This window comes from Paraburkholderia sp. Cy-641, from assembly GCF_011752945.1.
Taxonomy (GTDB): domain Bacteria; phylum Pseudomonadota; class Gammaproteobacteria; order Burkholderiales; family Burkholderiaceae; genus Paraburkholderia.
The window spans coordinates 14,580-35,890 of sequence record NZ_VWWM01000058.1; the positions used below are offsets into that span (position 1 = coordinate 14,580).

Here is a 21,311-nt window from a genome sequence, read left to right on the forward strand (position 1 = left end):
CGAAAAAGTAAAGTTCGTTTATCCGATCGAGACTTGGCCGGATGGCCGGAGGAGTGGCGCAACGCTCGGCCACGGAAGATACTCTCGACAGCAGCCACTTCGAGGTGATTTGAATGCGTGGACTTTTCATGATCGGCGCTGCGGCGCTTCTGGCGGGGTGCGTGAGTTCGCCGAGTCTGGAGGGAACGAGGGGCGCGCCCTCGTTCGAGGCGTTGCAGCAGATGTGCTCGCCGCAAACGGTCGATTACGGCAACGACGCCCAGTCCGTCTATACGACGTTCTTCGACGCGTATGTCGCGAACCGGCGCGGCCGGCTCTCAAAGGACGATTTCTGCGCGTTCCAGGCGTCCATCGCGCAGCGCCACGCGAGCGAGGAGATGAGCGGCGACCCGAAGGTGCGCAATCAGTGGGTCCAGTTCTTTGCGGAGCAGCGCGCGAAGGCGATCAGCTGGCGCGCGGCGGTCGATCCGACACTGCGCAACGGTTGAGGCGCGGGCCAACTGCTCGCGAGCTCACGTGCTTACCTGCTCACGTGTGTTGAGGCAGGGCGCCGCGCCATAGCATGCGCAGAATCTGTGCGAATACCGCTTCGCGCGAAGGTTCGTCCGCTGGTTGACTTGTCGCGGCGGCCGAATCGGCTTGCCGTGCCGCTGGCAACGGTAGCTGACCGGCGAGCGCGAGCATCGTGAAGCCGTGCAGGCTTGTCCAGTACGCGTAGCCGATCAGTTGCGGATCGCCTTCCAGAATTCCCGCCGCGACGAGCTGCTCGAAATGCGCGCCGAGCAGCCGCCATGCGCGCTGCGACGCGGCGGTCAGTTCGGGGTAAACGCCTTGCTGCGGCACCTGGTCGAACATCAGGCGATACGCGTGCGGCTCGTCGAGCGCGAACGCGACGTAGGCTTCGCTGACCGCCGAGTGATCGGCGGCGGGGGCGTCTGCGGGGATGCTTTGCGCCGCCGCTTCGAGACGCGCCGCGAAGCGATTGAACGCGGCGGCGCGGACCATCGCGAGAATTTCGTTCTTGTCGCGGAAGTAGCGGTAGGGGGTCATGGCGCTGCAGCCGAACTCCTTTGCCAGCTCGCGCATCGTCACGCCCTGCGCGCCGCGTGTCGCGAACGCGCTTTCGGCAACACGTCGCATCGCTTCGCGAAACTGCTGGATGTCTTCGGGGGAGAGCGTCTTGGGCATGCGCGAGGGTCGGAAGTCCGTCGCGTCAATTTACTGTGTAAAGGATTCGCACACAAGAAAGGGCCGTGAAGCGGCCCGCTGTCATACTCATCGAACGACGCGCCAGTGCAATGCCGGTGCGAACGAACCCGAAGGCGGCGCGCTCCGTGGCCGTCGTGCAAAAAATGGGCGGAAAAGCGCTGGCAGAAAATGTCTCAGGAAGACCGCTTGATGGCTCGCAATGCGTTGTTGCCGGTTTCCGTCACGCGCCACCGTTCGTTGCCCGATGCGAGGCGTTCGAGTTGCACCAGTTGGCGTTCGAGCAATGCATCGAGTTCTTCACGGTCCATATCGACCTGGTTGGGGGCGTCCTTGACGAGCAACAACGTGGCGAATTCATGCGGACTCAGCATCGTTCTCTCCATGTCAGGCAATCGCGGACAGCCTTGCAGGCAACCGGCACGGCCGGTCGGGTCCGCTAAAAGGATCAGGGCGGGAAGTACGGCTTATACGACAGATTCAATAGCCGACGCCGCGCGAAGCGCGCAACGAAGGCCGGGGAACTGGAGTGTAGTCAACCACCTGTGAAACACCAACCCGGCCCCCGTAAATTTTCCCTTTGACAATTGGGCCACCGGGAGGCGGTCGGCGAGAGCCGCCAGATTCTTGATTTCACTCGAAGTTTTGCGTGCGCCGCAGCATGGCGGAGAACGCCTGGCGCGAGCGGACCTTACCCGGCGATATAGACCTGGCAGTTGGCGGCGGTGAGCGTCTCGGCCATGTCCGCAGGCGGGGCGGCGTCGGTGAACAGCGCGTCGATCTGGTCGAGATGTCCCTGGCGAACCAGCGCCGGGCGGCCGAATTTGGAGTGGTCGGCGGCGAGGAACACGGTGCGCGCGTGCTCGATGATCGCCTCGGCGACGCGCACTTCGCGCGTGTCGAAGTCGCGCAGCGTGCCGTCGGTTTCGATGCTCGACGTACCGATGATCGCGAAATCGACCTTGAACTGGCGGATGAAGTCGATCGCCAGCTCGCCGACGATGCCCTTGTCCCACGGCCGCACGATGCCGCCCGTCACGAGCACCTCGCAATCGGGATAGCCGCTCATCATGCTGGCGACGTTCAGATTGTTCGTAATCACGCGCAAGCCGCGATGCCGGTTGAGCGCGCGCGCGATTTCCTCGGTGGTCGTGCCGAGATTGATGAAGAGCGACGCCTGATCGGGAATGTGAGTGGCCACTAGCGTCGCGATGCGCCGTTTCTCCTCATGGAACATGCGCTGGCGCGCCGTGTACGAGACGTTCTCGGAGCTGGTCGGCAGGCTCGCTCCGCCATGATAGCGGCGCAGCAGGTTCATGTCGGCGAGCCAGTTCACGTCGCGGCGGATCGTCTGCGGTGTCACGTTGAAATGACTCGCGAGGTCGTCCACGGTGACGAAGCCGTCGCGTTGCACCCACTCCAGCAATTCCTGTTGCCGGGCGTTGAGAGTCAGGCGGGGGTCTCGTGTCATGTGTCGCGTATCGTGATGGGGTGGCGGCGTGGCCGGCGCGTGGTCGAGGCCGGCCGCCCGTGGGCGGGGTGCGGCTATTGTAAGACCATCGGGCCTGTTGTCCGCCAACTCGCGCAATCCGCATGGGCGCGCTGCTGAAGCTCGGCATCGGCTTCGAGCACCCATTCAGGCGAATTACGCATTTATTCATTTGATAAATGAATTTGTTTTTTGGCCCCGTTCGCGCTGCAATCCGGAGTTCCCCGTTTTACCTGCTTTACAACCTTTCCCATGAGGCCCAGCGACTTTTCGCGCCGGGCCGCGCTTTCGAGAGTGTTCGACATGACTGGCTTCAGTAACTGGCACAACCCCTATCCGACGCAACGTTTGCCCGTATTCGCACGCAACATCGTGTCGACCTCTCATCCGCTCGCCGCGCAGGCCGGGCTGCGCATGCTGTGGAAGGGCGGCAATGCCGTCGACGCGGCGATCGCCGCCGCCGCCGCGATCACGGTGGTCGAGCCGGTGTCGTGCGGCCTCGGCGGCGATGCGTTCGCGCTCGTGTGGGACGGCAAGAAGCTGCACGGCCTGAACGCCTCGGGCGTGTCGCCGGCCGCGTGGAACGTCGATTACTTCAAGCGCAAATACGGCGAGGTGAACGGCCTTGCGAAGCAGCCTAAGCGCGGCTGGGACGCGGTCACGGTGCCGGGCGTGATCGCCGGCTGGGAAGCGCTGCACCAGAAGTTCGGCAAGCTGCCGTTCGCAGACCTGATGGAGCCGGCCATCGAGATCGCCGAGCGTGGTCACGCGGTGGCGAGCATCGTCGCCTACAAGTGGGCGGCCGCCGTGCCGGAGCTGAAGGACCTGCCCGGCTTCGCGCAGACCTTCATGCCGCACGGCCGCGCGCCTGAAGTCAGCGAACTGGTGCGCCTGCCCGGTCACGCGAAGACGCTGCGCCTGCTCGCCGAGCAGGGCCCGCGCGCGTACTACGAAGGCGAGATCGCCGAGCGCATCGCCGCGTTCGCGCGCGAGGGCGGTGCCGCGCTGACCGCCGACGATCTGCGCAACTACCGCGCGGACTGGGTCGAGCCGATCGGCAAGGACTATCGCGGCTACACCGTGCACGAGATTCCGCCGAACGGGCAGGGCATCGCCGCGCTGGTGGCACTCGGCATCCTCGAAAAGTTCGACGTGAAATCGCTGAAGGTAGACAGCGTCGAGTCGCAGCATCTGCAGATCGAAGCGATGAAGCTCGCGTTCGCCGACCTGTATCGCTACGTGGCCGACCCGCGTTCGATGGACGTCACGCCGGAGCAGATGCTCGACGACGCCTACCTGACTTCGCGCGCGAAGCTGATCGATCCGAAGCGCGCGACGCATTTCGACTTCGGCATGCCGAAGGCGGGCGGCACGATCTACATGTCGGCCGCGGACGAGAACGGCATGATGGTCAGCTTCATCCAGTCGAACTACATGGGTTTCGGCTCGGGCATCGTCGTGCCGGACACCGGCATCGCGCTGCAGAACCGCGGCTGCGGCTTCTCGATGGACCCGAAATCGCCGAACGTCGTCGAGGGCGGCAAGCGGCCGTTCCATACGATCATCCCGGCGTTCCTCACGCAGCAGGTGAACGGCCAGCAGGAAGCGGTGATGAGTTTCGGCGTGATGGGTGGCGACATGCAGCCGCAGGGCCATCTGCAAACGGTGGTGCGCATGCTCGACTACGGCCAGCAGCCGCAGGCCGCGTGCGATGCGCCGCGCTGGAAGGTCAACCGTGACTTCACGGTCGACATCGAGTCGACGCTCGATCCGAAGACGACCGAGGGTTTGCAGAAGCTCGGCCACACGCTCAAGTCGGTCGACGATCCGTATATGGACTTCGGCTCCGGCCAGTTCATCTGGAAGCTCGATCGCAACGAGCCGGAGCGCGGCTATGTCGCGGCCAGCGACAGCCGGCGCGACGGGCTCGCCGCAGGTTTCTGAAGCAAGGGCTTCGAGCTGCGGCGCCGTGGCTCGAAGCCGGATTCGGGAACCGCTTCGACAGGATGCGCGGCGCTTCGTACGCCGCGCCCGTCCATGCCGGGCGCGTCGCCGCTGAACGGCATGGGCCGTGTGAGCGCCGTGCCGCTCGCGCAGGCGTGGGCATGCTCGTGCAAGCGGCGCCGCACGCACCCCGGAATTACGTATCACGTATCAGACCGGCAGGAGACCCCCATGAACCATCCCGCATCGCGTTCCGCGAGCGCATCCCCTCATGTATCGCCCGCGCCGCTTTCGAAGGCCATGGTGCGGCGTATCGTATTTTCGTCGTCGATCGGCAACGCGCTCGAGTGGTTCGACTTCCTCGTCTACGGCTACTTCGCGACGATCATCGCGAAACAGTTCTTCCCGTTGCACGACGAGTGGCTCTCGACGCTGCTGGCCATCGCCACGTTCGGCATCTCGTTCCTGATGCGCCCGCTCGGCGCGGTCGTGCTCGGCCTGTACGGCGATCGCAAGGGCCGCAAGGCGGCGCTCACGCTCGCCATCGCCTTGATGATGGTCGGCACCTTCACGATGGCGGTGATGCCGCCGTTTTCGTCGATCGGACTTGCGGCGCCGTTGCTGGTGCTGCTCGCGCGGCTCGTGCAGGGCTTCGCGGTGGGCGGCGAATTCGGCAGCGCGACGGCCTTCATGGTCGAGCACAGCGCGTCGCGGCGCGGCTATTACGCGAGCTGGCAGTTCGCGAGCCAGGGCCTCGCGGCGATTGCCGCGGCCACCTTCGGCTCGCTGCTGACCGCCTGGCTGCCGGCCGAACACCTCAATAGCTGGGGCTGGCGCGTGCCGTTCGTGTTCGGCTTGCTGGTCGGTCCGGTGGGCTATTACATCCGCTCGCATCTCGACGAGACGCCCGAATTTCTCGCGCTGCGTGAAGAGCGAGAAGCGGAACGTGAAGCTCGCGAGGCGGCCGGCGAACGCAAGGCCGTCGATACGAGCAAGGATGCGTCGTTCGCGAATCAGTGGGTCAACCTGTTGCTCGCGATCGGCATCGTTGCTCAATCGACGGTCGGCGTGTACGTGTTGCAGCTTTATATGCCGCTTTATGCGGTCAAGCAGTTGCATATGGCGGCGGCCGCGTCGTTCGGCGTGGTCGTGCTGAACGGCGGCATGCAGTTCATCTTTTCGCCGGTCATGGGCGCGCTGTCCGATCGCATCGGCCGGATTCGCATCATGCTGACCACGTCGATCCTGATGGGGCTGCTGATCTATCCGATGTTCGCGTGGCTGCAGTTTCATCCGACGATCGGCTGGCTGCTGTTGCTGCAAGGCGTCGCCGGTATTTTCAAGGCCGCCTATTCGGGGCCGATGCCCGCGTTGATGTCGGAGATTTTCCCGACCCAGGTTCGTTCGACGGGGCTTTCGATCGGTTACAGCATCGGCGTGACGATCTTCGGCGGCTTTGCGCCGACCATCGTCGAGACCTTCATTCATCTGACCGGCGACAAGCTCGCGCCGAGCTACTACGTGCTGCTCGCGGCGGTGTTGTCGGGGGTGTCGCTCATCATCGTGGCGCTGCGCATGCGCCGCATGCGTCCGGCTCAGGCCGGCGTGCTGCCCGCCTGAGTGCGCCGCAACACGCCGCAACCGGCAGGCGCGCGGCCGCCATCGATGCCGCGGCGCGCCAGCCTTTGCCGGTTGGACCGATCCCTCGGCTTTCGTATGCGGACTGAAATGTGCCGAAAGCCAACTCCTCGAAGCCGGCTCGTCGAGCCGGTTTTTTTCGCTCCCCGCCCGCCGCTTTAACCTGCTGGAATATTTCGCCTATCTGCGAAGCGGAACTGCGGCGGTGCGGCATGGTCTGTGCAGAGTACTCTTCATGGGGCGCTGCATAGTCGCTTAACACCGGCTAACATGCAGAGTACAAGAGCCCAACTCTAATTCACGGCGTTGTATCCGACACGGCATCACGGCGAGCGCGGGGCGGTTGCGAGCAGGCTCCACGAGTCGGTACGGCATTCGGAGCAAGACACGATGCACACAGAGCTGAACCATGTCATGCCCTGGCGGATCGAGGACATCGACCTTACCCGCATCGACCGGCAGAAGGCCTCCGCGAACGAAGACCTGCTGTTGCTGCTGTGCGCGGCTTCGTTTATCGAAAGCGGCACCGACCTCTACACCAGCAATCTCAGTACCTTCTTCAACGACGATCCCGAAGTCTCGGCCTGGCTCAACAACGAGTGGGAGCCCGAGGAAATGCAGCATGGCCGCTCGCTGAAGACCTATATCGGCTACGTGTGGCCCGAATTCGACTGGGACACCGCGTTTCGCAACTTCATGGCCGAATACTCGCTGACCTGCTCGGTCGAGGATTTCGAAAAGACCCGCGCGCTCGAAATGGTCGCGCGTTGCGTGGTCGAAACCGGCACGGCGACGCTGTATCGCGCGATCAACGAATGCTCGGACGAGCCGGTGCTCAAGCAGATCACCGACAACATCCGCACCGACGAAGTCCGGCATTACAAGCACTTTTTCAAGTATTTCAAGAAGTACAACAGGATCGAAGGCAATGGTCGTCTCGCGGTGCTCGGTGCGCTGATGCGCCGCGTGATGGAGATCAAGAACGAGGATTCGGAGATCGCGCTGCGGCATGTGTTTGCGATCCGCTATCCTGAGCGCGTGCACGATTCCGCGTATAACCGCGAGCGTGCGGCGCGCATCAACACCCTGGTGCGGCGCAATCTGTCGGCCGACATGTGCGTGAAGATGCTGCTCAAGCCGCTCGATCTGCCGGCACGCATTCAGCCGGGCGTGCATTATCCGCTCGCGAAGATCACGCAGCACGTGTTCTTCCGCTGATCCGGCGGCGCGCCGGTTTTTGCGCTGACGTTGCGTTAATAACCGTGCGCTGACCTCGCGATGATCTGGCGACGAACTCGGCGCGGCGACGAGGCGAGGCTCGCTCACGCGGGCCTCGTTCTTTTCGCGGTATTCGCAGCATTCGCGGCATGATGGAGCCTTGTCCATTTCAACCTGACCGACCGCATGAGCGATTCTTCCGCATCTACCCCGGCGCCCGCGCGTCCGCTCGAACAGAATGTGTTCGATGAATGGCCCGACGCCGTGCGCGCGTTGTTCGATGGTTCGTCGATCGGCGGCAAGAGCGGCTTTACCGCTTCGCTGCTCACCGTCGATGCGAACGGCCACGTGCGCACGTCCTTGCTGAGCGTCGGCGAACTCTATGCGCCCGATGCGCGCACGCTGTGCATCGCGTTATGGCCGCAGGCGCGAGCGACGCGCGCAATCGCGCAAAGCGGCCGCGCGACGCTCAGCTTTGTCTGCGACGCGGCGTTCTATCAGGTGCAGTTGCGTGTCGCACCGCTGGCGAGCGCGGTCGGCGACGACAGCGGCCTCGTCTATCTGCTCGGTTCGATCGACACAGGGGAAGCGCAGAGCGTGCGTTATGCGCGCCTCACGGGCGGCATCACGTTCGAACTGGAAGGGGGCGGAAGGGAAGTGCTCGACCGGTGGGAGAAGCAGGTCGAGCATTTGAAACGGGCCGCTGCCGCGACCCGCCGTTAGTTCAAGCTGTTAGTTCAAGCCGTTGGTCCGCGCTGTTAGTCCTCGCCGTTAGTCGCTCACCGAGGCGCTGACGGCTGGCGAAACGACGGCTTCAAAGGCCGCGGAATCCCACGAGCTTCGACAGAGGCTCAACGGCCCGGAGGCTCAGCGGCCGCGCTCACCATTGCGCGGCGGCTGGGCGCCACGCGGTGCATCGTTGCGCGGCTTCGCGCCGCCGCCGAGCAACGCGCCCGGGTTGCTGTTGTGCGAGCGATTGCCTTGCGGTTTGCGCGGCGCGTGATGTGCGGCCGCACCGTCATGCGCAGCCGCGCGCGGCCGGTCGTCGTGACGTTGCGCGTCGCGTCGCGGCTGGCCGCCGTTGCCGGCTGGCTTCGCGCCTTGCGGGCGCGGCGACGGCTGACCATTCGACGCGCGCTGTCCCGAGCGTTGCCCCGAACCTTGCCCCGGTTTTGCCGAAGCCGCAGCGGATGCCGAGCGCGCATTGGCGCCTGCAGCCGCATTCGCGTTGCCACCTTCGCGCCGTCCGGCGCCTTGCCCCTGACGCGGTGAGCGGCCGCCACCGCCCTGGCTACGACGCTGAATCGGCTCGGGCTTCGCGTTCGGGTCCGGCTCGAATCCGGCGATCACTTCCTGCGGCACCGGACGCTTGATGAGCTTCTCGATGTCCTTCAGCAACTGCAATTCATCGACGCATACGAGCGACACCGCCTCGCCCGTCGCGCCCGCGCGGCCCGTGCGGCCGATGCGGTGCACGTAATCTTCCGGCACGTTCGGCAGATCGAAGTTGACCACGTGCGGCAGTTGATCGATATCGATGCCGCGTGCGGCGATGTCGGTCGCGACCAGCACCTGCAGCGTGCCGTCCTTGAACTCGGCGAGCGCGCGCGTGCGCGCCGACTGGCTCTTGTTGCCGTGGATCGCGAGCGCGCTGATGCCGTCCTTCGTCAACTGCTCGGCAAGGCGGTTCGCGCCGTGCTTGGTGCGCGTGAACACGAGCACCTGGAACCAGTTGTGCTGACGGATCAGATGCGTGAGCAGGTCGCGCTTGCGGTCGCGATCGACCGGGTGAATCTTCTGCGCGACCGTTTCGGCCGTCGTATTGCGGCGCGCGACTTCGATCAGCGCCGGCGAGTCGAGCAGGCTGTCGGCGAGTGCCTTGATTTCGTCGGAGAAGGTGGCCGAGAACAGCAGGTTCTGGCGCTTCGGCGGCAGCTTCGCGAGCACGCGCTTGATGTCGTGGATGAAGCCCATGTCGAGCATGCGGTCCGCTTCGTCGAGCACGAGAATCTCGAGATGCGACAGGTCGATGGTCTTCTGCTGCATGTGATCGAGCAGACGGCCCGGCGTCGCGACGACGATATCGACGCCGCGCTTCAACGCATCGATCTGCGGATTGATGCCGACGCCGCCGAACATCACGGTCGACTTCAGCTTCAGGTATTTGCCGTACGCGCGCACGCTTTCTTCGACCTGAGCGGCGAGTTCGCGCGTCGGCGTGAGGATCAGCGCGCGGATCACACGCTTGCCGCCGGCGGCCGGCGGCATCGATTGCAGACGCTGCAGGATCGGCAGCGTGAAGCCGGCGGTCTTGCCGGTGCCGGTTTGCGCGCCGGCGAGCAGATCGCCGCCGTTGAGCACGGCGGGGATCGCCTGGGTCTGGATCGGGGTCGGGCTGGTATAGCCGAGTTCGTTGACAGCGCGGACCAGCGGTTCGGACAAGCCGAGGGAATCAAAAGACATAAAAGCTCTTTGCAATGCAGTTTCGCGAACGGCGCCAATGGGAACCCATGCGGCATGAACCCGCCGGCAAGGCGTGTGCGAGGCCGAAGCCCGGTTCCGTTCACGGAGAAATCGGCGGCACGTTCAAAGATGTGCCGAATGTTTCGACGCGCTATGCAGACACGTCGACTGGCCTTAAGTTGCAATTCGTCGCCGTGGAGTGTCATGCGACATAGCGCGCGACACTGACGAATTGACACAGACTGCCCGCCAGTACGAACAGGTGCCAGATACCATGTCCGTGGCGGATGCGCTCGTCGTTGATGAAGAAATAGATACCGGCGCTATAGATGACGCCGCCGGCCACGAGCCATGCGGTCCCCGCGGCCGGCAACGCCTGCACCAGCGGGCGGACGGCTACGAGCGCGAGCCATCCCATCAACACGTACAACACCATCGACACGCTGCGGGTACGGCGCCCGAGCGTCAGTTCCTGCACGATGCCGAGAGCGGCAAGCCCCCAGCTTACCCCGAATAGCGACCAGCCCCACGGCCCGCGCAACGTGACGAGCGTGAAAGGGGTGTAGCTGCCGGCGATCAGCAGGTAGATCGCCGAATGATCGCATTTCTGCAGAATCGCCTTCAGACGCGGATGGCTTACGCTGTGATAGAGCGTCGAGATCGCATACAGCACGAACAGCATCGCACCGTACACGCTGAAGCTGACCACCTTGTACGCGTCGTCGGCGAGCACGCCCATCGTGACGAGCGCCGCCAGCCCCACCACCGACAGCACGGCGCCGACGAGATGGGTAATGCTGTTGAAACGCTCACCGACAGGCACGACTCTTTTCTCCCATGCGGTTTCACGAGGGCAGACACAACCGCAAATGCGCCCACATGATACCGGTCCTGAAAAACGAAGGGCGCGGCCGCGAGTTTCGCAGGCCGCGCCCGGGGTGCGACGAACGCTGCTTAGTCGAGCGGCGCCGAACGCAGATCGGCCACCTGCTGCGGCGACACGGCGGTGCCGTGGTTGCCCCAGGACATACGGATGTACGTCACGACGGCCGCGACTTCCTGATTCGACAGCGCCTGCGCAAACGGCGGCATGCCATACGGATGCGGGTTCGCTTCCGTGCTCGGCGGATAACCGCCGTTCAGCACCATGCGGATCGGGTTGACTGCCGATGGCATCTGGATCGACGGGTTGTTCGCGAGCGGCGGGAACGCCGGCGGCTGGCCGAGACCATTTTCCGCGTGGCACTTCGCGCAGTTGTCAACGTAGATCTTCTGGCCTTGCTTCAACAGTTCGCCACCGAACTTTTCCGAGGTTTCGAGCTGCAGCGGTTCCGGTGCGTCGCTCTTCTGCGGAATCGTCTTCAGGTACGTCGCCATCGCGTTGATATCTTCGGTCGACAGATACTGCAGGCTGTTGTGCACCACTTCGGCCATCGGACCGAACACCGCGCCGCGGTTCGACACACCGGTCTTCAGCAGGCTGGCGATGTCCTGCAGGTCCCAGTCGCCGAGGCCGGCTTCCTTGTTCGACGTCAGCGACGGCGCATACCAGTTCTGCAGCGGAATCAGACCGCCCGCGAACGCCGCCGAATTGACCGGGCCGCCCATCGCGTTGATCGAGGTGTGGCACATGCCGCAGTGGCCGAGGCCTTCGACCAGATACGCGCCGCGGTTCCATTCGACCGACTTGGTCGGGTCCGGCTTGAACTCGCCTTCACGGAAGAACAGCGTGCGCCAGCCGATCAGCATGTTGCGCTGGTTGAACGGGAATTTCAGTTCGTGCGGACGGCTCGGCACGTTGACCGGCGCGACCGAGCGCAGGTACGCGTAGATCGCGTCCGCGTCGGCGCGCGTGACCTTCGTGTAGCTCGTGAACGGGAAGCCCGGATAGAGCAGGCTGCCGTCCTTCGAGCGGCCCGTGTGCATCGCGCGATAGAAGTCGTCCTGGGTCCACTTGCCGATGCCGTACTGGTCGTCCGGCGTGATGTTCGGCGTGAACATCGTGCCGAACGGCGTCGCCATCGGCAGGCCGCCGGCGAACGGCTTGCCGCCGCGCACCGTGTGGCAGGCGATACAGTCGCCGGCGCGGGCGAGGTACTCGCCTTTCTTGATCAGTTCGGCCTGGTCGGTGGGCGTGGCCGCCACGGCCGAGCCGTTATGCAGGTTGTCGCCACCCGACCAGAGGACGGGAACGAGTGCGGCAGCCGCAGCCACGACGACTGCCGAGAGGGCGAACAAAGACTTGCGTTTCATTTGAGTGTCTCTCCCGGCGCCTTATTGCGGTTCGCTGCCGCAGGCAAGCGGAGTCTTCAAGGAGCGGGCCGGAGCCGGCACGGGGTTTTGCGGAGCCTTTTGCATCGACAGCCAGGCCGCGACGGCGTTCACGTCGTCGTCGGACAGACGCGTGGCGACCGTGTGCATGCAGTCGGGCGCGATGGCGTGGCGCGAGCCCGAACGCCAGGCGCCGAGCTGCGCGCTGATGTAGTCGGCGTGCAGGCCGACGAGACCCGGGATCGCCGGTTCCATGCCGGTGAGCGCCTTGCCGTGGCAGGCCGCGCAGGCGGGCACCTGCTTCGATGCGTCGCCGTGCAGCACGATCTGCTCGCCGCGCTGGAGCGTCGTCGCCGACACGGTCGGCTTGGCCGGTGGCGGATAGGGCGGACGCTGCTGCGAGAAGAACGTGGCGATCTGGTGGAGATAGTCGTCGGAGAGATACGTGACGAGGTAGTTCATGGGCGGATACTTGCGGCGCCCTTCACGGAAATTCTGTAGCTGGTTGAACAGATAGTTCGCCGGCTTGCCCGCGAGGCGCGGGAAGTAGTCGTTGTCGGTACCTTGACCGTGCGAGCCGTGGCAGGCCGTGCAACCTTGCACGCGCGCTTCCATCGTGTCGGGGGCCTTCGGTTGAGTCTGCGCTTTCGCAGCGCTATAGACACCCGCGGAGCCGATCAGCAGAAGGGCAAGCAACGGGCGGAAGAGGCGTCTTGAAGACACGCGTAACTCCATCAGAATCGGGGACCTGACCGAACTTCGGGCGGCTCGGTGTGAAGGACAGCCGTCGCTGCGGCGACGCAGCATTCTATCATCGAAGGGTGATGGTGACTATTTGACGCACTCAAGGCCTTCGTTGGTGTGACTGCCATGCGACAGTATGTCGCGTGGCGCGGGTCGGCTCGTGCTCCGGCCACATGGCATTTGGCGAAGCCGGTTGAACCGATGCCCGCGCGCGCCATCGAAGCGTACACTTGCGGGTCCGCCGGCCGCGCCGTCCAGGCGACGCGCGCTCTCGCGCCCGCCATTCCACCCAATCATCGTTTGTTCCCCTCAGCTATCGGTCTTACATGAAGCTATTCGATTTTTCCGTTCCGGCGCTGCGTGCGTTGATGTCCGGCGCGCTCGCGCTGGCGGTGTCGTCCACGGCGTTCGCGCACGCCCATCTGGTCTCGAGCGTGCCGGCGGCGAACGCCGAGGTCGCCGCGCCCGGCGACGTCACGATCCATTTCACCGAGCCGCTCGAGCCGGCCTTCAGCAGGATCACGCTCGCCGATGCGAGCGGCAAGCCCGCCGCCACAACGGCTTCCGCGGTCGACGGACAGGATGCGCGGGTCATGCGTCTGGCGCTCCCGCCGCTGGGCGCGGGCCGCTACGCGGTGCACTGGATCGCGGTGGCGACGGACGGCCATCGTACCCAAGGCGACTTCGCGTTCAACGTCAAATGAGCTTCGACGGACTGTGGATCGGGCAGGTCGCAATGGCCGCGCTCATGAATGTGTCGTTTGCGTTCGCCGTCGGTTCGGCGCTGCTGGCGGCGTGGCTCGCACGCGACGCGCGGCAGGGCACGTCCCCGGCGCGCCCCGGCTGGCTGCGCGCGCAGCGTTCGATGCGCGCGGCCGCCATCGTGCTGGTGCTCGCCGACCTCGGCTGGCTGCTGTACCAGACGGCGTCGATGAGCGGCGTCGCGCTGCCCGCGGCGTTTGGCGTGGTGCCGACCGTGCTCGCGCAGACGCACGTCGGCCGTGGCTGGAGCGTCGCGTTCTGCGGCGCGCTGGTGCTGCTCGGCACCGCGCTGAGCCACGGCACGGGCCCGCTGCGCAATACGCTGCTGTGGCTCGCGGTGCTGGCGGTCGCGGCGGGCAAGGCGTCGCTCGGTCATGCGGCCGATGCCGGCGTGCTGTCGGCGGCGATCGGCATGCAGACGCTGCACGTGCTGGCGACGAGCGTCTGGGGCGGCCTCGCGATGGCCTCGGGACTTGCGGTGCTGCCGGCGCTCGGCGCGTCGACCGCGCGCGGCATGCTGATCCGCACGGCGGCGCAGGTGTCGAACGTGTCGATCGTCGCGGTGGCGCTCGTGCTGCTGTCGGGCGTTTTCAACGCGGTGCGCGGTTCGGGCGGCTCGCTCGACGCGATCCTGTCGAGCACGTGGGGCCATGTGCTGACGCTCAAGCTCGTGCTGGTCGCGCTCGCGCTCGTGTTGGGCGGGCTGAACCGGCTGTCGGCGCTGCCGCGCCTGCGCCGCACCGCGTCGACGATGGACGCGCACACGTTCGTCAACGTGCTGTATCTCGAAGCGCTCGTGATGATCGGCGTGTTCGTCGTGGCGGCGGCGCTGTCGCATAGCGTGCCGGCGTTTGCGGCGCTCGACTGAGCGTGGGTCAGATGGATGCCGTTCTGCCGATGCTCGGGCAGATCGGCATTGCTTTCGGGACAAGCTCGCCGGCGAGGGCCGACTCCGCGACGGTCTTCGGCCTCGCCTGCGCGTTCGGGTTCCTCTGTGCCGGGCCGCTTGCGGAGCGTGTCGGACAACGCACGTCGATCGTGGCCGGCACATGCTCAGGCTGGAAATAGCCAGGCCTTACGCGGAATAGCGGAAGAATTCGACGAAGGCGCGCAATGCCGGGCGCATCTGTCGCCGGGAAGGGTAATAAATATAAAAGCCATCGAAAGGCGGACACCATTCTTCCATGACGGAGATCAGCCGCCCTTCGCGTACGTCGGCCGCGACGGCTTCCTCAAACAGAAACGCCAGTCCCACTCCGTCGAGGGCGGCCTGCCTCATCAATTCCTGCTGCGGCAGGATCACGCTGCCCTTGACCTCGACACTGACCGCATGCCCGTCATGCTCCAGTTCCCAACGGTATAGGCGTCCGCTTTCGAACCGGCGGCGGATGCAGTTGTGTGCGCTCAGATCGCGTGGATGCCGGGGCCTGGGATGTCGCTCGAAGTAGGCGGGGGCAGCGACAATCATGCCGCGCCGTGGCCCGTCCGCGCGTACCGCGATCATGTCGGCCGCGAGGCTCTCCCCGAGCCTGATCCCCGCGTCGCAACCCTTTTCGACGATGTCTTCAAAAATATCCGAAACGCGAATGTCGAGTTCGATCGCGGGATAGCGCGCCGTAAACGCCGGCAGGCGTCGCATGATGACTTCCTGGACCGCGAGAAACGGCATCGTGATCCGCAATGGGCCGGCGGGCGCAACGGCCCCTTCCGTGACCTCGGTGAATCCCGTTTCGATTTCGGCAAGGGGGCCGGCGACCCGGGCAAGGAGACGTTCCCCTTCCTCGGTCGGGCGTGTCGAGCGCGTGGTGCGCGCCAGCAACCTCAGGCCGAGCGTGTCCTCCAGCGTGGAGACCGCGTGGCTGACCGCTGAAGGCGCGATGCCGAGCTGATCCGCCGCTGCCCGAAAACTGCCAGTCCTGGCAACGGTCACGAAAACGACGAGTTGGGAAAGCTGTGTTCGATCCATTGTTCGAAATTTTAGATCAACACAAACTGCTTTACACGGGTTATCAGCATCATTCGCTCCAACTACCATGCTTCCATTCCGCGTTAATTCACAAAGGAGTGCGCTATGGAACATCGCAAGTTAGGAAAAATCGAAGTTTCGCCCATCGGTTTGGGCTGCATGGGGCTGAGCCAGTCTTATGGCGCGCAGGACGAAGCCAGTTCGATCCGGACGCTGCAGCGCGCCGTCGAGCTGGGCGTGACCTTCTTCGACACCGCCGAGGTTTATGGACCCCATCGCAACGAGATTCTGCTGGGCAAGGCGCTCAGGCCTTACCGTGAGCGCGTGGTCATCGCGACGAAATTCGGCTTCGTCTACAACCGGGAGCGCAGCGATTTCGGCGAAATCACCGGAACGGACGGACGTCCCGAAAACGCCCGCGCGGTTGCGGAAGCCTCGCTGAAGCGCCTCGATACCGATGTCATCGACCTTTATTATCTGCATCGCGTCGATCCGGCCGTGCCGGTCGAGGAGAGTGTCGGCGCCATGGCCGAGCTGGTGGCCGAAGGCAAGGTGCGCGCCATCGGTCTTTCCGAGGTCTCCGCCGAGACGCTGCGGCGGGCGCATGCCATTCACCCGATCACGGCTTTGCAGAGCGAATACTCGCTCTGGACTCGCGATGTCGAAACAAACGGCGTGCTCGACACCTGCCGCGAACTGGGCATTGCCTTCGTGCCGTTCAGCCCGCTGGGCCGCGGCTTCCTGACCGGAAAAATGCCGGCCACCACCACGCTGGAATCGGGTGACTTCCGCCACAGCTTGCCGCGCTTCCAGCCCGGCCATATCGAGGCCAATCGCCAGTTGGTGACGGTGATCGAGGACATCGCCGCGGCGAAAGGCGCAAGCGCTGCGCAAGTCGCCCTCGCCTGGGTACTGGCTCAAGGGCGCGACATCGTGCCGATTCCCGGCGCAAAGCGCATCGCGAATCTGGAACAGAATGTCGATGCCGCGAGCCTTGCGTTGACCGAAGCGGAATGCGCACGGCTCGAAGCGACGTTCTCTCCCGAGAACATCTCGGGCAGCCGATATCCGGCTTCTTTCGAAGCAATGGGGCCGAAGTAGGTTTCCGCCCTGCCTGGAAGGACTCCACCCGATAGCCGTCCAGGGCAGCGGGCCGGAGTCGCCGGGAAATTAAAAAAAGCAAAAAAAAGCGCCGCACGGCAGTAGGGCGCGTGCGGCGCAATACACACGATCGGCTGGCATCGACCAGCCGATCCGCTCCTGCTCTCTTCAGGCCACGAGCGCTTCGTCGTGCACTGCGTCGTGCGCCCGCTCCAGGGCCTCCTCCGGAAACATCTCCTGCTGAAGCTCGCCCGCGTCGCTGAACCACTGGCAGATCAGCCAGTTGCCCGGCGCGAACACGACCGGGCCGCTCCAGGTTGCCGTCATCGGACGGCCGCCGGACTTCAGTTTCAGCACGTCGCCCGGGCTGTACACCGGTTTGGCGTTTCTCTTGATGAGCCGCATCGCGAGCCTCGCTTACTCGAAGCCGAGCCGATGGGCGAGGATCGGCGCGCAGAACAGCGCGATCGCACAGCCCGCGGCCTTGCCTTCGAGTTCGGCGCCGGCCGCGCGCGAGCCGACCATCTGCGTGAGCAGATCGAATATCTGCGGCAGGCAGTACAGCACCGCCGCGCCGATAAAGCACTTCGCGACCACCGCGATGCTCCAGCCGCGCTCGTACGCGAACATCGCGCCGATGACCCGCAGCACGCCGAACGCGACCAGCGCGCCGACCGCCGCCTGTTCGCGGATCAGATAGTCAGGAAGGAATTCGCCCACGTTGTTCCCCGTAGCATGTGTCGTTTGCATGCATTTGAGCAAGGAGCGGGCCATGCGTATGTCCGATACCGAACCAATGGCGCGCAAGCCTTGCCGGGTAAGGCTTTGCGAGGAGAGGGCGAAATCCGGGAGCGGTCGTGAAACGCCGGTTCGAGGCGTGGCGGTCCGGGATGTTACGTTACTGCGACGGCCCGCGCGTCACGTGGCCGTAACACGCGGGCGGGGCGTCGGCGAAGCGTTCAGCGGATGCGCTCGATCTTGCCGACGAGGAACAGATACGACAGCGCGCCGACCACGCCGACCGCGCTCATGAACATCAGCGCGGGCTTGAAGTCGCTGTTTTTGACGATGAAGCCGATCACCACCGGCACGCAGATCGACGACAGATTGCCCATCAGGTTGAACATGCCGCCGGTCAGGCCGAGCAGCTCCTTCTTCGCCATCGACGACACCAGCACCCACGTGATCGACGAAAAGCCGCTGCCGAAGAACGCGATCGCCATGAAGAGGATCACCATCGCGGGCGTGTCGACGTAGTTCGCGCCGACGATTGCCGTCGACAGCAGGAGGCCCGTGACGATCGGCACCTTGCGCGCGACCGTGGCCGACACGCCGCGCCGCATCATCCAGTCCGACAGCAGGCCCGAGGCGAGAATGCCGACGAACGCCGCGAGAAACGGCACGGCCGCCATGAAGCCGGCCTTCAGGAAGTCCATGTGCCGGTACTTGACGAGGTAGGTCGGAAACCAGGTGAGGAAGAACCACAGCGTCGAGGTCACCGCGATCTGGCCGATGTACACGCCCCACAGCTTGCGGTTGCCGAGCACGGCGCGCCAGTCGGCGGCGGTATAGCGGGCGCGCGACGCGCTGCCGAGTTCGACGAGGCCGCCGCCTGCGCGGATGACGTCGAGTTCGGCCGCGTTGATGCCGCTGGCCTCGGACGGCTCGCGATACAGCGCGTACCAGACCAGCGCCCAGCCGATGCCGAGCGCGCCCGTCAGAAAGAACACGCCCTGCCAGCCGAAGTGCTGCTGCGTGAGCACGAGCACCGGCGTCAGGAACGCGAGCCCGACGTACTGGCCGGACGTGTAGCTCGCGATGGCGCGGGCCCGTTCGTTATCGGGAAACCATGTGGTGACGACGCGATTGAGCGTCGGATAGGCGGGCGCTTCGAGCGCGCCCAGCAATACGCGCAGCGACAGCAGCACCGCGAACGCGCTGGCGAAGCCCTGCAGCAGCGTCGCGAGCGACCATAGTCCGATGATCAGCGCGAGCAGCAGGCGAGGCCGCGTGCGGTCCACGAGGATGCCGCCGGGAATCTGCAGCAGCGCATACGACCAGCCGAAGGCCGAGAACACGAGGCCCATCTGGGCGGGATCGAGTTGCAGGTCCTGGCCGATCGCGGTCGCGGCGATCGACAGATTGCTGCGGTCGAGATAGGTGATGACGACGGTGACGAACAGCATCGCGAGCAGGCGATGGCGCTTGCCGATCGCTTGCATTTGGGTGTGGGTTGTCTCCACGAGGGTCAGCCTCTTGATGATTTTGTTATCGGCGGCGGGCGGGGGCGACGAACCGGCAGGGCGCGGTCGCGTCTATCGGACGGCGCGCAACAGCCGCCGCCGGGCCGCATGGGATGCGTAGCCTGGCGCTGACCCCAGGCGCACCCCAAGGCGCACCGATGCCGGCACGCTGCCCGCCGGCGGCGTGCCGCTTCATCCGCTCAGGGGCGCGGAATCACCATTCGGCGACGCTGCCGTCCGCGTGACGCCACACCGGATTGCGCCAGCGATGACCGACCTTCGCCATCTCGCGCACCTTCTCCTCGTTGACCTCGATGCCGAGTCCCGGGCCCTGCGGAATCGACACGAAACCGTCTTCGTACCTGAAGACCTCCGGGTTTTTGATGTAGTCGAGCAGGTCGTTGCCCTGGTTGTAGTGAATGCCGAGGCTCTGTTCCTGGATGAACGCGTTGTAGCTGACCGCGTCGATCTGCAGGCAGGTGGCGAGCGCGATCGGGCCGAGCGGGCAATGCAGCGCGAGCGCGACGTCGTAGGCCTCGGCCATCGCGGCGATCTTGCGGCATTCGGTGATGCCGCCCGCGTGCGACGCGTCCGGCTGGATGATGTCGACGTAGCCGCCCGAGAGGATGTGCTTGAAGTCCCAGCGCGAATACAGGCGCTCGCCGAGCGCGATCGGCGTGTTGGTCTGATTGACGATGTCGCGCAGCGCCTCGGCGTTCTCCGAGAGCACCGGCTCCTCGATGAAGAGCAGCTTGTACGGATCGAGCTCCTTCGCGAGCACCTTCGCCATCGGCTTATGGACGCGGCCGTGGAAGTCCACGCCGATGCCGACGTTCGGTCCGACCGCCTCGCGCACCGCCGCGACGTTGTTGATCACGCCTTGCACCTTGTCGAAGGTGTCGATGATCTGCAGCTCTTCCGAGCCGTTCATCTTGACGGCCTTGAAGCCGCGCTCGACCACCGCGCGCGCGTTGTTGGCGACGTCGCTCGGGCGGTCGCCGCCGATCCACGAGTACACCTTGATGCGCTCGCGCACCTGGCCGCCGAGCAGCGCATGCACCGGCACGCCATGATGCTTGCCCTTGATGTCCCACAACGCCTGGTCGACGCCCGCGATCGCGCTCATCGTGATCGGGCCGCCGCGATAGAAGCCCGCGCGGTACATCACCTGCCAGTGGTCCTCGATCAGCAGCGGGTCCTTGCCGATCAGATAGTCGGACAGTTCCTCGACCGCCGCGGCCACCGTATGCGCGCGGCCCTCGACCACCGGCTCGCCCCAGCCGACGATGCCCTCGTCGGTCTCGATCTTCAGGAAGCACCAGCGCGGCGGGACGATGAAGGTTTCGAGTTTGGTGATTTTCATGGTGCGTGTCTCCTCGCGGCCGGCGCTGGCGGAAAAAAATTCGGAAACCCGATGCTACAACAAAGCGCTTTAAAGTACTATTAATAGTATTATTTGCCACATAGTGGTCAGACTGGAACCATGGCCGTCGCCGCGTGGCGGCACGAGACCAGCGACCGATCAGCGACTCACCAGCGACAGACCGACCCGCGCGAGGAGAAAACCATTCAGCACGACCTGCACGGGCGAGTCGCCCAACTGCTCGCGACCGCGATTCTGCGCGGCGATTACGCGCCCGATTCGATCCTGCCGCGCGAGGCCGAGTTGATGGAGCGCTTCGGCGTGAGCCGCACGGTGCTGCGCGAGGCGCTGCGCACGCTGACGTCGAAAGGGCTGATCGAATCGCGGCCGCGCGTCGGCACGCGGGTGCGGCCGAAGTCGGCGTGGAATCTGCTCGATGCCGATCTGCTCGACTGGTACTCGCGCGTCGCCGAGCCGATGGCATTCGCGCTCAAGCTGCAGGAAATGCGCGAGATGATCGAACCGTATGCGGCGAGCCTCGCGGCCGCCTCGCATACGGACGACACGCTGCCCGCGCTCGAGGCCGCGCATGCAGCGATGGTGGCGGCGTGCAACGTCGACGCATGGGTGCGCGCGGACCTGCAGTTTCATCTATGCGTGCTAAGCGCATGCAGCAACGAATTGCTGATTCCGCTCGGCGCGCTGATCGAGCGCACGCTCGAGGCGCAGCTGCGGCTCAATGCGAAACGCGCTGACGTGTTCAATGCGTCGCTCGCCGAGCATACAGCGGTGTTCGAGGCGATCCGCGCACGCAATGCGCAATGCGCGCGCGCGGCGATGGCGTCGTTGCTCGGCGTGACGCGCGGGCGGATCGAAGGGTGAGGCGGGTGAGCCGGGTGAGTG

The 21,311-nt window shown here is 65.1% G+C and carries 21 protein-coding genes; 9 read left to right on the forward strand and 12 right to left on the reverse strand.

All coding sequences use genetic code 11. The features are described from left to right. Positions 1–113: 113 nt before the first annotated feature. Positions 114–488 carry a hypothetical protein gene (locus F3J20_RS25495; protein ID WP_205299370.1) on the forward strand — a complete coding sequence of 125 codons (375 nt, stop codon included), beginning with the start codon at positions 114–116 and terminating at the stop codon, positions 486–488. Positions 489–528: 40 nt separating this feature from the next. On the opposite strand, the gene F3J20_RS25500 is transcribed toward F3J20_RS25495, so the two are convergent. From F3J20_RS25500 to F3J20_RS25510, 3 genes are all read right to left on the reverse strand, one after another. Further along, entirely contained in the window at positions 529–1,188 is a 660-nt protein-coding gene (locus tag F3J20_RS25500) for a TetR/AcrR family transcriptional regulator (protein WP_167284952.1), read from the reverse strand. 194 nt (positions 1,189–1,382) lie between these two features. After that, positions 1,383–1,580, reverse strand: coding sequence for a hypothetical protein (locus F3J20_RS25505; RefSeq protein WP_167040622.1), 198 nt, complete (start codon positions 1,578–1,580; stop codon positions 1,383–1,385). Between the two features lie 317 nt (positions 1,581–1,897). Beyond that, positions 1,898–2,677, reverse strand: coding sequence for a DeoR/GlpR family DNA-binding transcription regulator (locus F3J20_RS25510; protein WP_167040625.1), 780 nt, complete (start codon positions 2,675–2,677; stop codon positions 1,898–1,900). A gap of 321 nt (positions 2,678–2,998) precedes the next feature. Here F3J20_RS25510 and ggt point away from each other — a divergent pair, with 321 nt between their 5' ends. The 4 genes from ggt to F3J20_RS25530 all read left to right on the forward strand — a co-directional run bounded on the left by ggt (position 2,999) and on the right by F3J20_RS25530 (position 8,218). Further along, entirely contained in the window at positions 2,999–4,639 is a 1,641-nt protein-coding gene (ggt, locus tag F3J20_RS25515; RefSeq protein WP_167284953.1) for a gamma-glutamyltransferase, read from the forward strand. Between the two features lie 231 nt (positions 4,640–4,870). After that, the gene (locus tag F3J20_RS25520; RefSeq protein WP_167040631.1) at positions 4,871–6,259 is read left to right on the forward strand and encodes an MFS transporter; all 1,389 of its coding nucleotides are present in this window, start codon (positions 4,871–4,873) and stop codon (positions 6,257–6,259) included. 408 nt (positions 6,260–6,667) lie between these two features. Continuing rightward, on the forward strand, positions 6,668–7,495 hold the full coding sequence (locus tag F3J20_RS25525; RefSeq protein ID WP_167040634.1) for a ferritin-like domain-containing protein: 828 nt from the start codon (positions 6,668–6,670) through the stop codon (positions 7,493–7,495). Between the two features lie 186 nt (positions 7,496–7,681). Further along, positions 7,682–8,218, forward strand: a complete 537-nt coding sequence (locus F3J20_RS25530; protein ID WP_167040637.1) for a hypothetical protein — start codon at positions 7,682–7,684, stop codon at positions 8,216–8,218. Between the two features lie 144 nt (positions 8,219–8,362). On the opposite strand, the gene F3J20_RS25535 is transcribed toward F3J20_RS25530, so the two are convergent. The 4 genes from F3J20_RS25535 to F3J20_RS25550 all read right to left on the reverse strand — a co-directional run bounded on the left by F3J20_RS25535 (position 8,363) and on the right by F3J20_RS25550 (position 12,964). Continuing rightward, complete coding sequence (locus tag F3J20_RS25535; RefSeq protein ID WP_167040640.1) at positions 8,363–9,958, reverse strand: DEAD/DEAH box helicase; 1,596 nt, start codon at positions 9,956–9,958, stop codon at positions 8,363–8,365. Between the two features lie 202 nt (positions 9,959–10,160). Continuing rightward, positions 10,161–10,781 carry a hemolysin III family protein gene (locus tag F3J20_RS25540; RefSeq protein WP_167040643.1) on the reverse strand — a complete coding sequence of 207 codons (621 nt, stop codon included), beginning with the start codon at positions 10,779–10,781 and terminating at the stop codon, positions 10,161–10,163. 131 nt (positions 10,782–10,912) lie between these two features. Further along, positions 10,913–12,211: a cytochrome c gene (locus F3J20_RS25545; protein ID WP_167040646.1), complete on the reverse strand. Its 1,299-nt coding sequence runs from the start codon at positions 12,209–12,211 to the stop codon at positions 10,913–10,915. 21 nt (positions 12,212–12,232) lie between these two features. Then, positions 12,233–12,964, reverse strand: a complete 732-nt coding sequence (locus F3J20_RS25550) for a c-type cytochrome (protein WP_167040649.1) — start codon at positions 12,962–12,964, stop codon at positions 12,233–12,235. 335 nt (positions 12,965–13,299) lie between these two features. Here F3J20_RS25550 and copC point away from each other — a divergent pair, with 335 nt between their 5' ends. Together copC and F3J20_RS25560 are read left to right on the forward strand one after the other, a co-directional pair. Continuing rightward, positions 13,300–13,677: a copper homeostasis periplasmic binding protein CopC gene (gene copC, locus F3J20_RS25555; protein ID WP_167040652.1), complete on the forward strand. Its 378-nt coding sequence runs from the start codon at positions 13,300–13,302 to the stop codon at positions 13,675–13,677. Then, on the forward strand, positions 13,674–14,603 hold the full coding sequence (locus F3J20_RS25560) for a CopD family protein (RefSeq protein ID WP_167284955.1): 930 nt from the start codon (positions 13,674–13,676) through the stop codon (positions 14,601–14,603). The genes copC and F3J20_RS25560 overlap by 4 nt, the downstream gene beginning before the upstream one ends. Before the next feature lie 207 nt (positions 14,604–14,810). Here the strand turns inward: F3J20_RS25560 and F3J20_RS25565 are convergent, their stop codons facing one another. After that, on the reverse strand, positions 14,811–15,701 hold the full coding sequence (locus F3J20_RS25565) for a LysR family transcriptional regulator (protein WP_167284957.1): 891 nt from the start codon (positions 15,699–15,701) through the stop codon (positions 14,811–14,813). Positions 15,702–15,806: 105 nt separating this feature from the next. Here F3J20_RS25565 and F3J20_RS25570 point away from each other — a divergent pair, with 105 nt between their 5' ends. After that, the gene (locus F3J20_RS25570; RefSeq protein WP_167284958.1) at positions 15,807–16,802 is read left to right on the forward strand and encodes an aldo/keto reductase; all 996 of its coding nucleotides are present in this window, start codon (positions 15,807–15,809) and stop codon (positions 16,800–16,802) included. Positions 16,803–16,970: 168 nt separating this feature from the next. Here the strand turns inward: F3J20_RS25570 and F3J20_RS25575 are convergent, their stop codons facing one another. From F3J20_RS25575 to dgoD, 4 genes are all read right to left on the reverse strand, one after another. Continuing rightward, a complete protein-coding gene (locus F3J20_RS25575; RefSeq protein WP_167284960.1) occupies positions 16,971–17,207 on the reverse strand; it encodes a YodC family protein in 237 nt (78 codons plus the stop codon). Positions 17,208–17,219: 12 nt separating this feature from the next. Continuing rightward, positions 17,220–17,522: a hypothetical protein gene (locus tag F3J20_RS25580; protein WP_167041233.1), complete on the reverse strand. Its 303-nt coding sequence runs from the start codon at positions 17,520–17,522 to the stop codon at positions 17,220–17,222. 239 nt (positions 17,523–17,761) lie between these two features. Beyond that, positions 17,762–19,024: an MFS transporter gene (locus F3J20_RS25585; protein WP_167284962.1), complete on the reverse strand. Its 1,263-nt coding sequence runs from the start codon at positions 19,022–19,024 to the stop codon at positions 17,762–17,764. 235 nt (positions 19,025–19,259) lie between these two features. Continuing rightward, positions 19,260–20,408, reverse strand: a complete 1,149-nt coding sequence (gene dgoD / locus F3J20_RS25590; RefSeq protein WP_167284963.1) for a galactonate dehydratase — start codon at positions 20,406–20,408, stop codon at positions 19,260–19,262. A 120-nt stretch (positions 20,409–20,528) separates the two neighbouring features. Here dgoD and F3J20_RS25595 point away from each other — a divergent pair, with 120 nt between their 5' ends. Next, positions 20,529–21,290 carry a FadR/GntR family transcriptional regulator gene (locus F3J20_RS25595; RefSeq protein WP_240162903.1) on the forward strand — a complete coding sequence of 254 codons (762 nt, stop codon included), beginning with the start codon at positions 20,529–20,531 and terminating at the stop codon, positions 21,288–21,290. Positions 21,291–21,311: the final 21 nt, after the last annotated feature.

What these genes read in the sequence shown, in the direction of transcription:
- F3J20_RS25530 (WP_167040637.1), top strand. Translation starts at nt 7,682, where the DNA reads ATGAGCGATTCTTCCGCATCTACCCCGGCGCCCGCGCGTCCGCTCGAA.
- F3J20_RS25585 (WP_167284962.1), bottom strand. Translation starts at nt 19,024, where the DNA reads ATGCAAGCGATCGGCAAGCGCCATCGCCTGCTCGCGATGCTGTTCGTC.
- F3J20_RS25535 (WP_167040640.1), bottom strand. Translation starts at nt 9,958, where the DNA reads ATGTCTTTTGATTCCCTCGGCTTGTCCGAACCGCTGGTCCGCGCTGTC.
- F3J20_RS25525 (WP_167040634.1), top strand. Translation starts at nt 6,668, where the DNA reads ATGCACACAGAGCTGAACCATGTCATGCCCTGGCGGATCGAGGACATC.
- dgoD (WP_167284963.1), bottom strand. Translation starts at nt 20,408, where the DNA reads ATGAAAATCACCAAACTCGAAACCTTCATCGTCCCGCCGCGCTGGTGC.
- F3J20_RS25575 (WP_167284960.1), bottom strand. Translation starts at nt 17,207, where the DNA reads ATGCGGCTCATCAAGAGAAACGCCAAACCGGTGTACAGCCCGGGCGAC.
- F3J20_RS25495 (WP_205299370.1), top strand. Translation starts at nt 114, where the DNA reads ATGCGTGGACTTTTCATGATCGGCGCTGCGGCGCTTCTGGCGGGGTGC.
- copC (WP_167040652.1), top strand. Translation starts at nt 13,300, where the DNA reads ATGAAGCTATTCGATTTTTCCGTTCCGGCGCTGCGTGCGTTGATGTCC.
- F3J20_RS25570 (WP_167284958.1), top strand. Translation starts at nt 15,807, where the DNA reads ATGGAACATCGCAAGTTAGGAAAAATCGAAGTTTCGCCCATCGGTTTG.
- F3J20_RS25545 (WP_167040646.1), bottom strand. Translation starts at nt 12,211, where the DNA reads ATGAAACGCAAGTCTTTGTTCGCCCTCTCGGCAGTCGTCGTGGCTGCG.
- F3J20_RS25500 (WP_167284952.1), bottom strand. Translation starts at nt 1,188, where the DNA reads ATGCCCAAGACGCTCTCCCCCGAAGACATCCAGCAGTTTCGCGAAGCG.
- F3J20_RS25550 (WP_167040649.1), bottom strand. Translation starts at nt 12,964, where the DNA reads ATGGAGTTACGCGTGTCTTCAAGACGCCTCTTCCGCCCGTTGCTTGCC.
- F3J20_RS25510 (WP_167040625.1), bottom strand. Translation starts at nt 2,677, where the DNA reads ATGACACGAGACCCCCGCCTGACTCTCAACGCCCGGCAACAGGAATTG.
- F3J20_RS25595 (WP_240162903.1), top strand. Translation starts at nt 20,529, where the DNA reads ATGGCCGTCGCCGCGTGGCGGCACGAGACCAGCGACCGATCAGCGACT.
- ggt (WP_167284953.1), top strand. Translation starts at nt 2,999, where the DNA reads ATGACTGGCTTCAGTAACTGGCACAACCCCTATCCGACGCAACGTTTG.
- F3J20_RS25565 (WP_167284957.1), bottom strand. Translation starts at nt 15,701, where the DNA reads ATGGATCGAACACAGCTTTCCCAACTCGTCGTTTTCGTGACCGTTGCC.
- F3J20_RS25520 (WP_167040631.1), top strand. Translation starts at nt 4,871, where the DNA reads ATGAACCATCCCGCATCGCGTTCCGCGAGCGCATCCCCTCATGTATCG.
- F3J20_RS25505 (WP_167040622.1), bottom strand. Translation starts at nt 1,580, where the DNA reads ATGCTGAGTCCGCATGAATTCGCCACGTTGTTGCTCGTCAAGGACGCC.
- F3J20_RS25560 (WP_167284955.1), top strand. Translation starts at nt 13,674, where the DNA reads ATGAGCTTCGACGGACTGTGGATCGGGCAGGTCGCAATGGCCGCGCTC.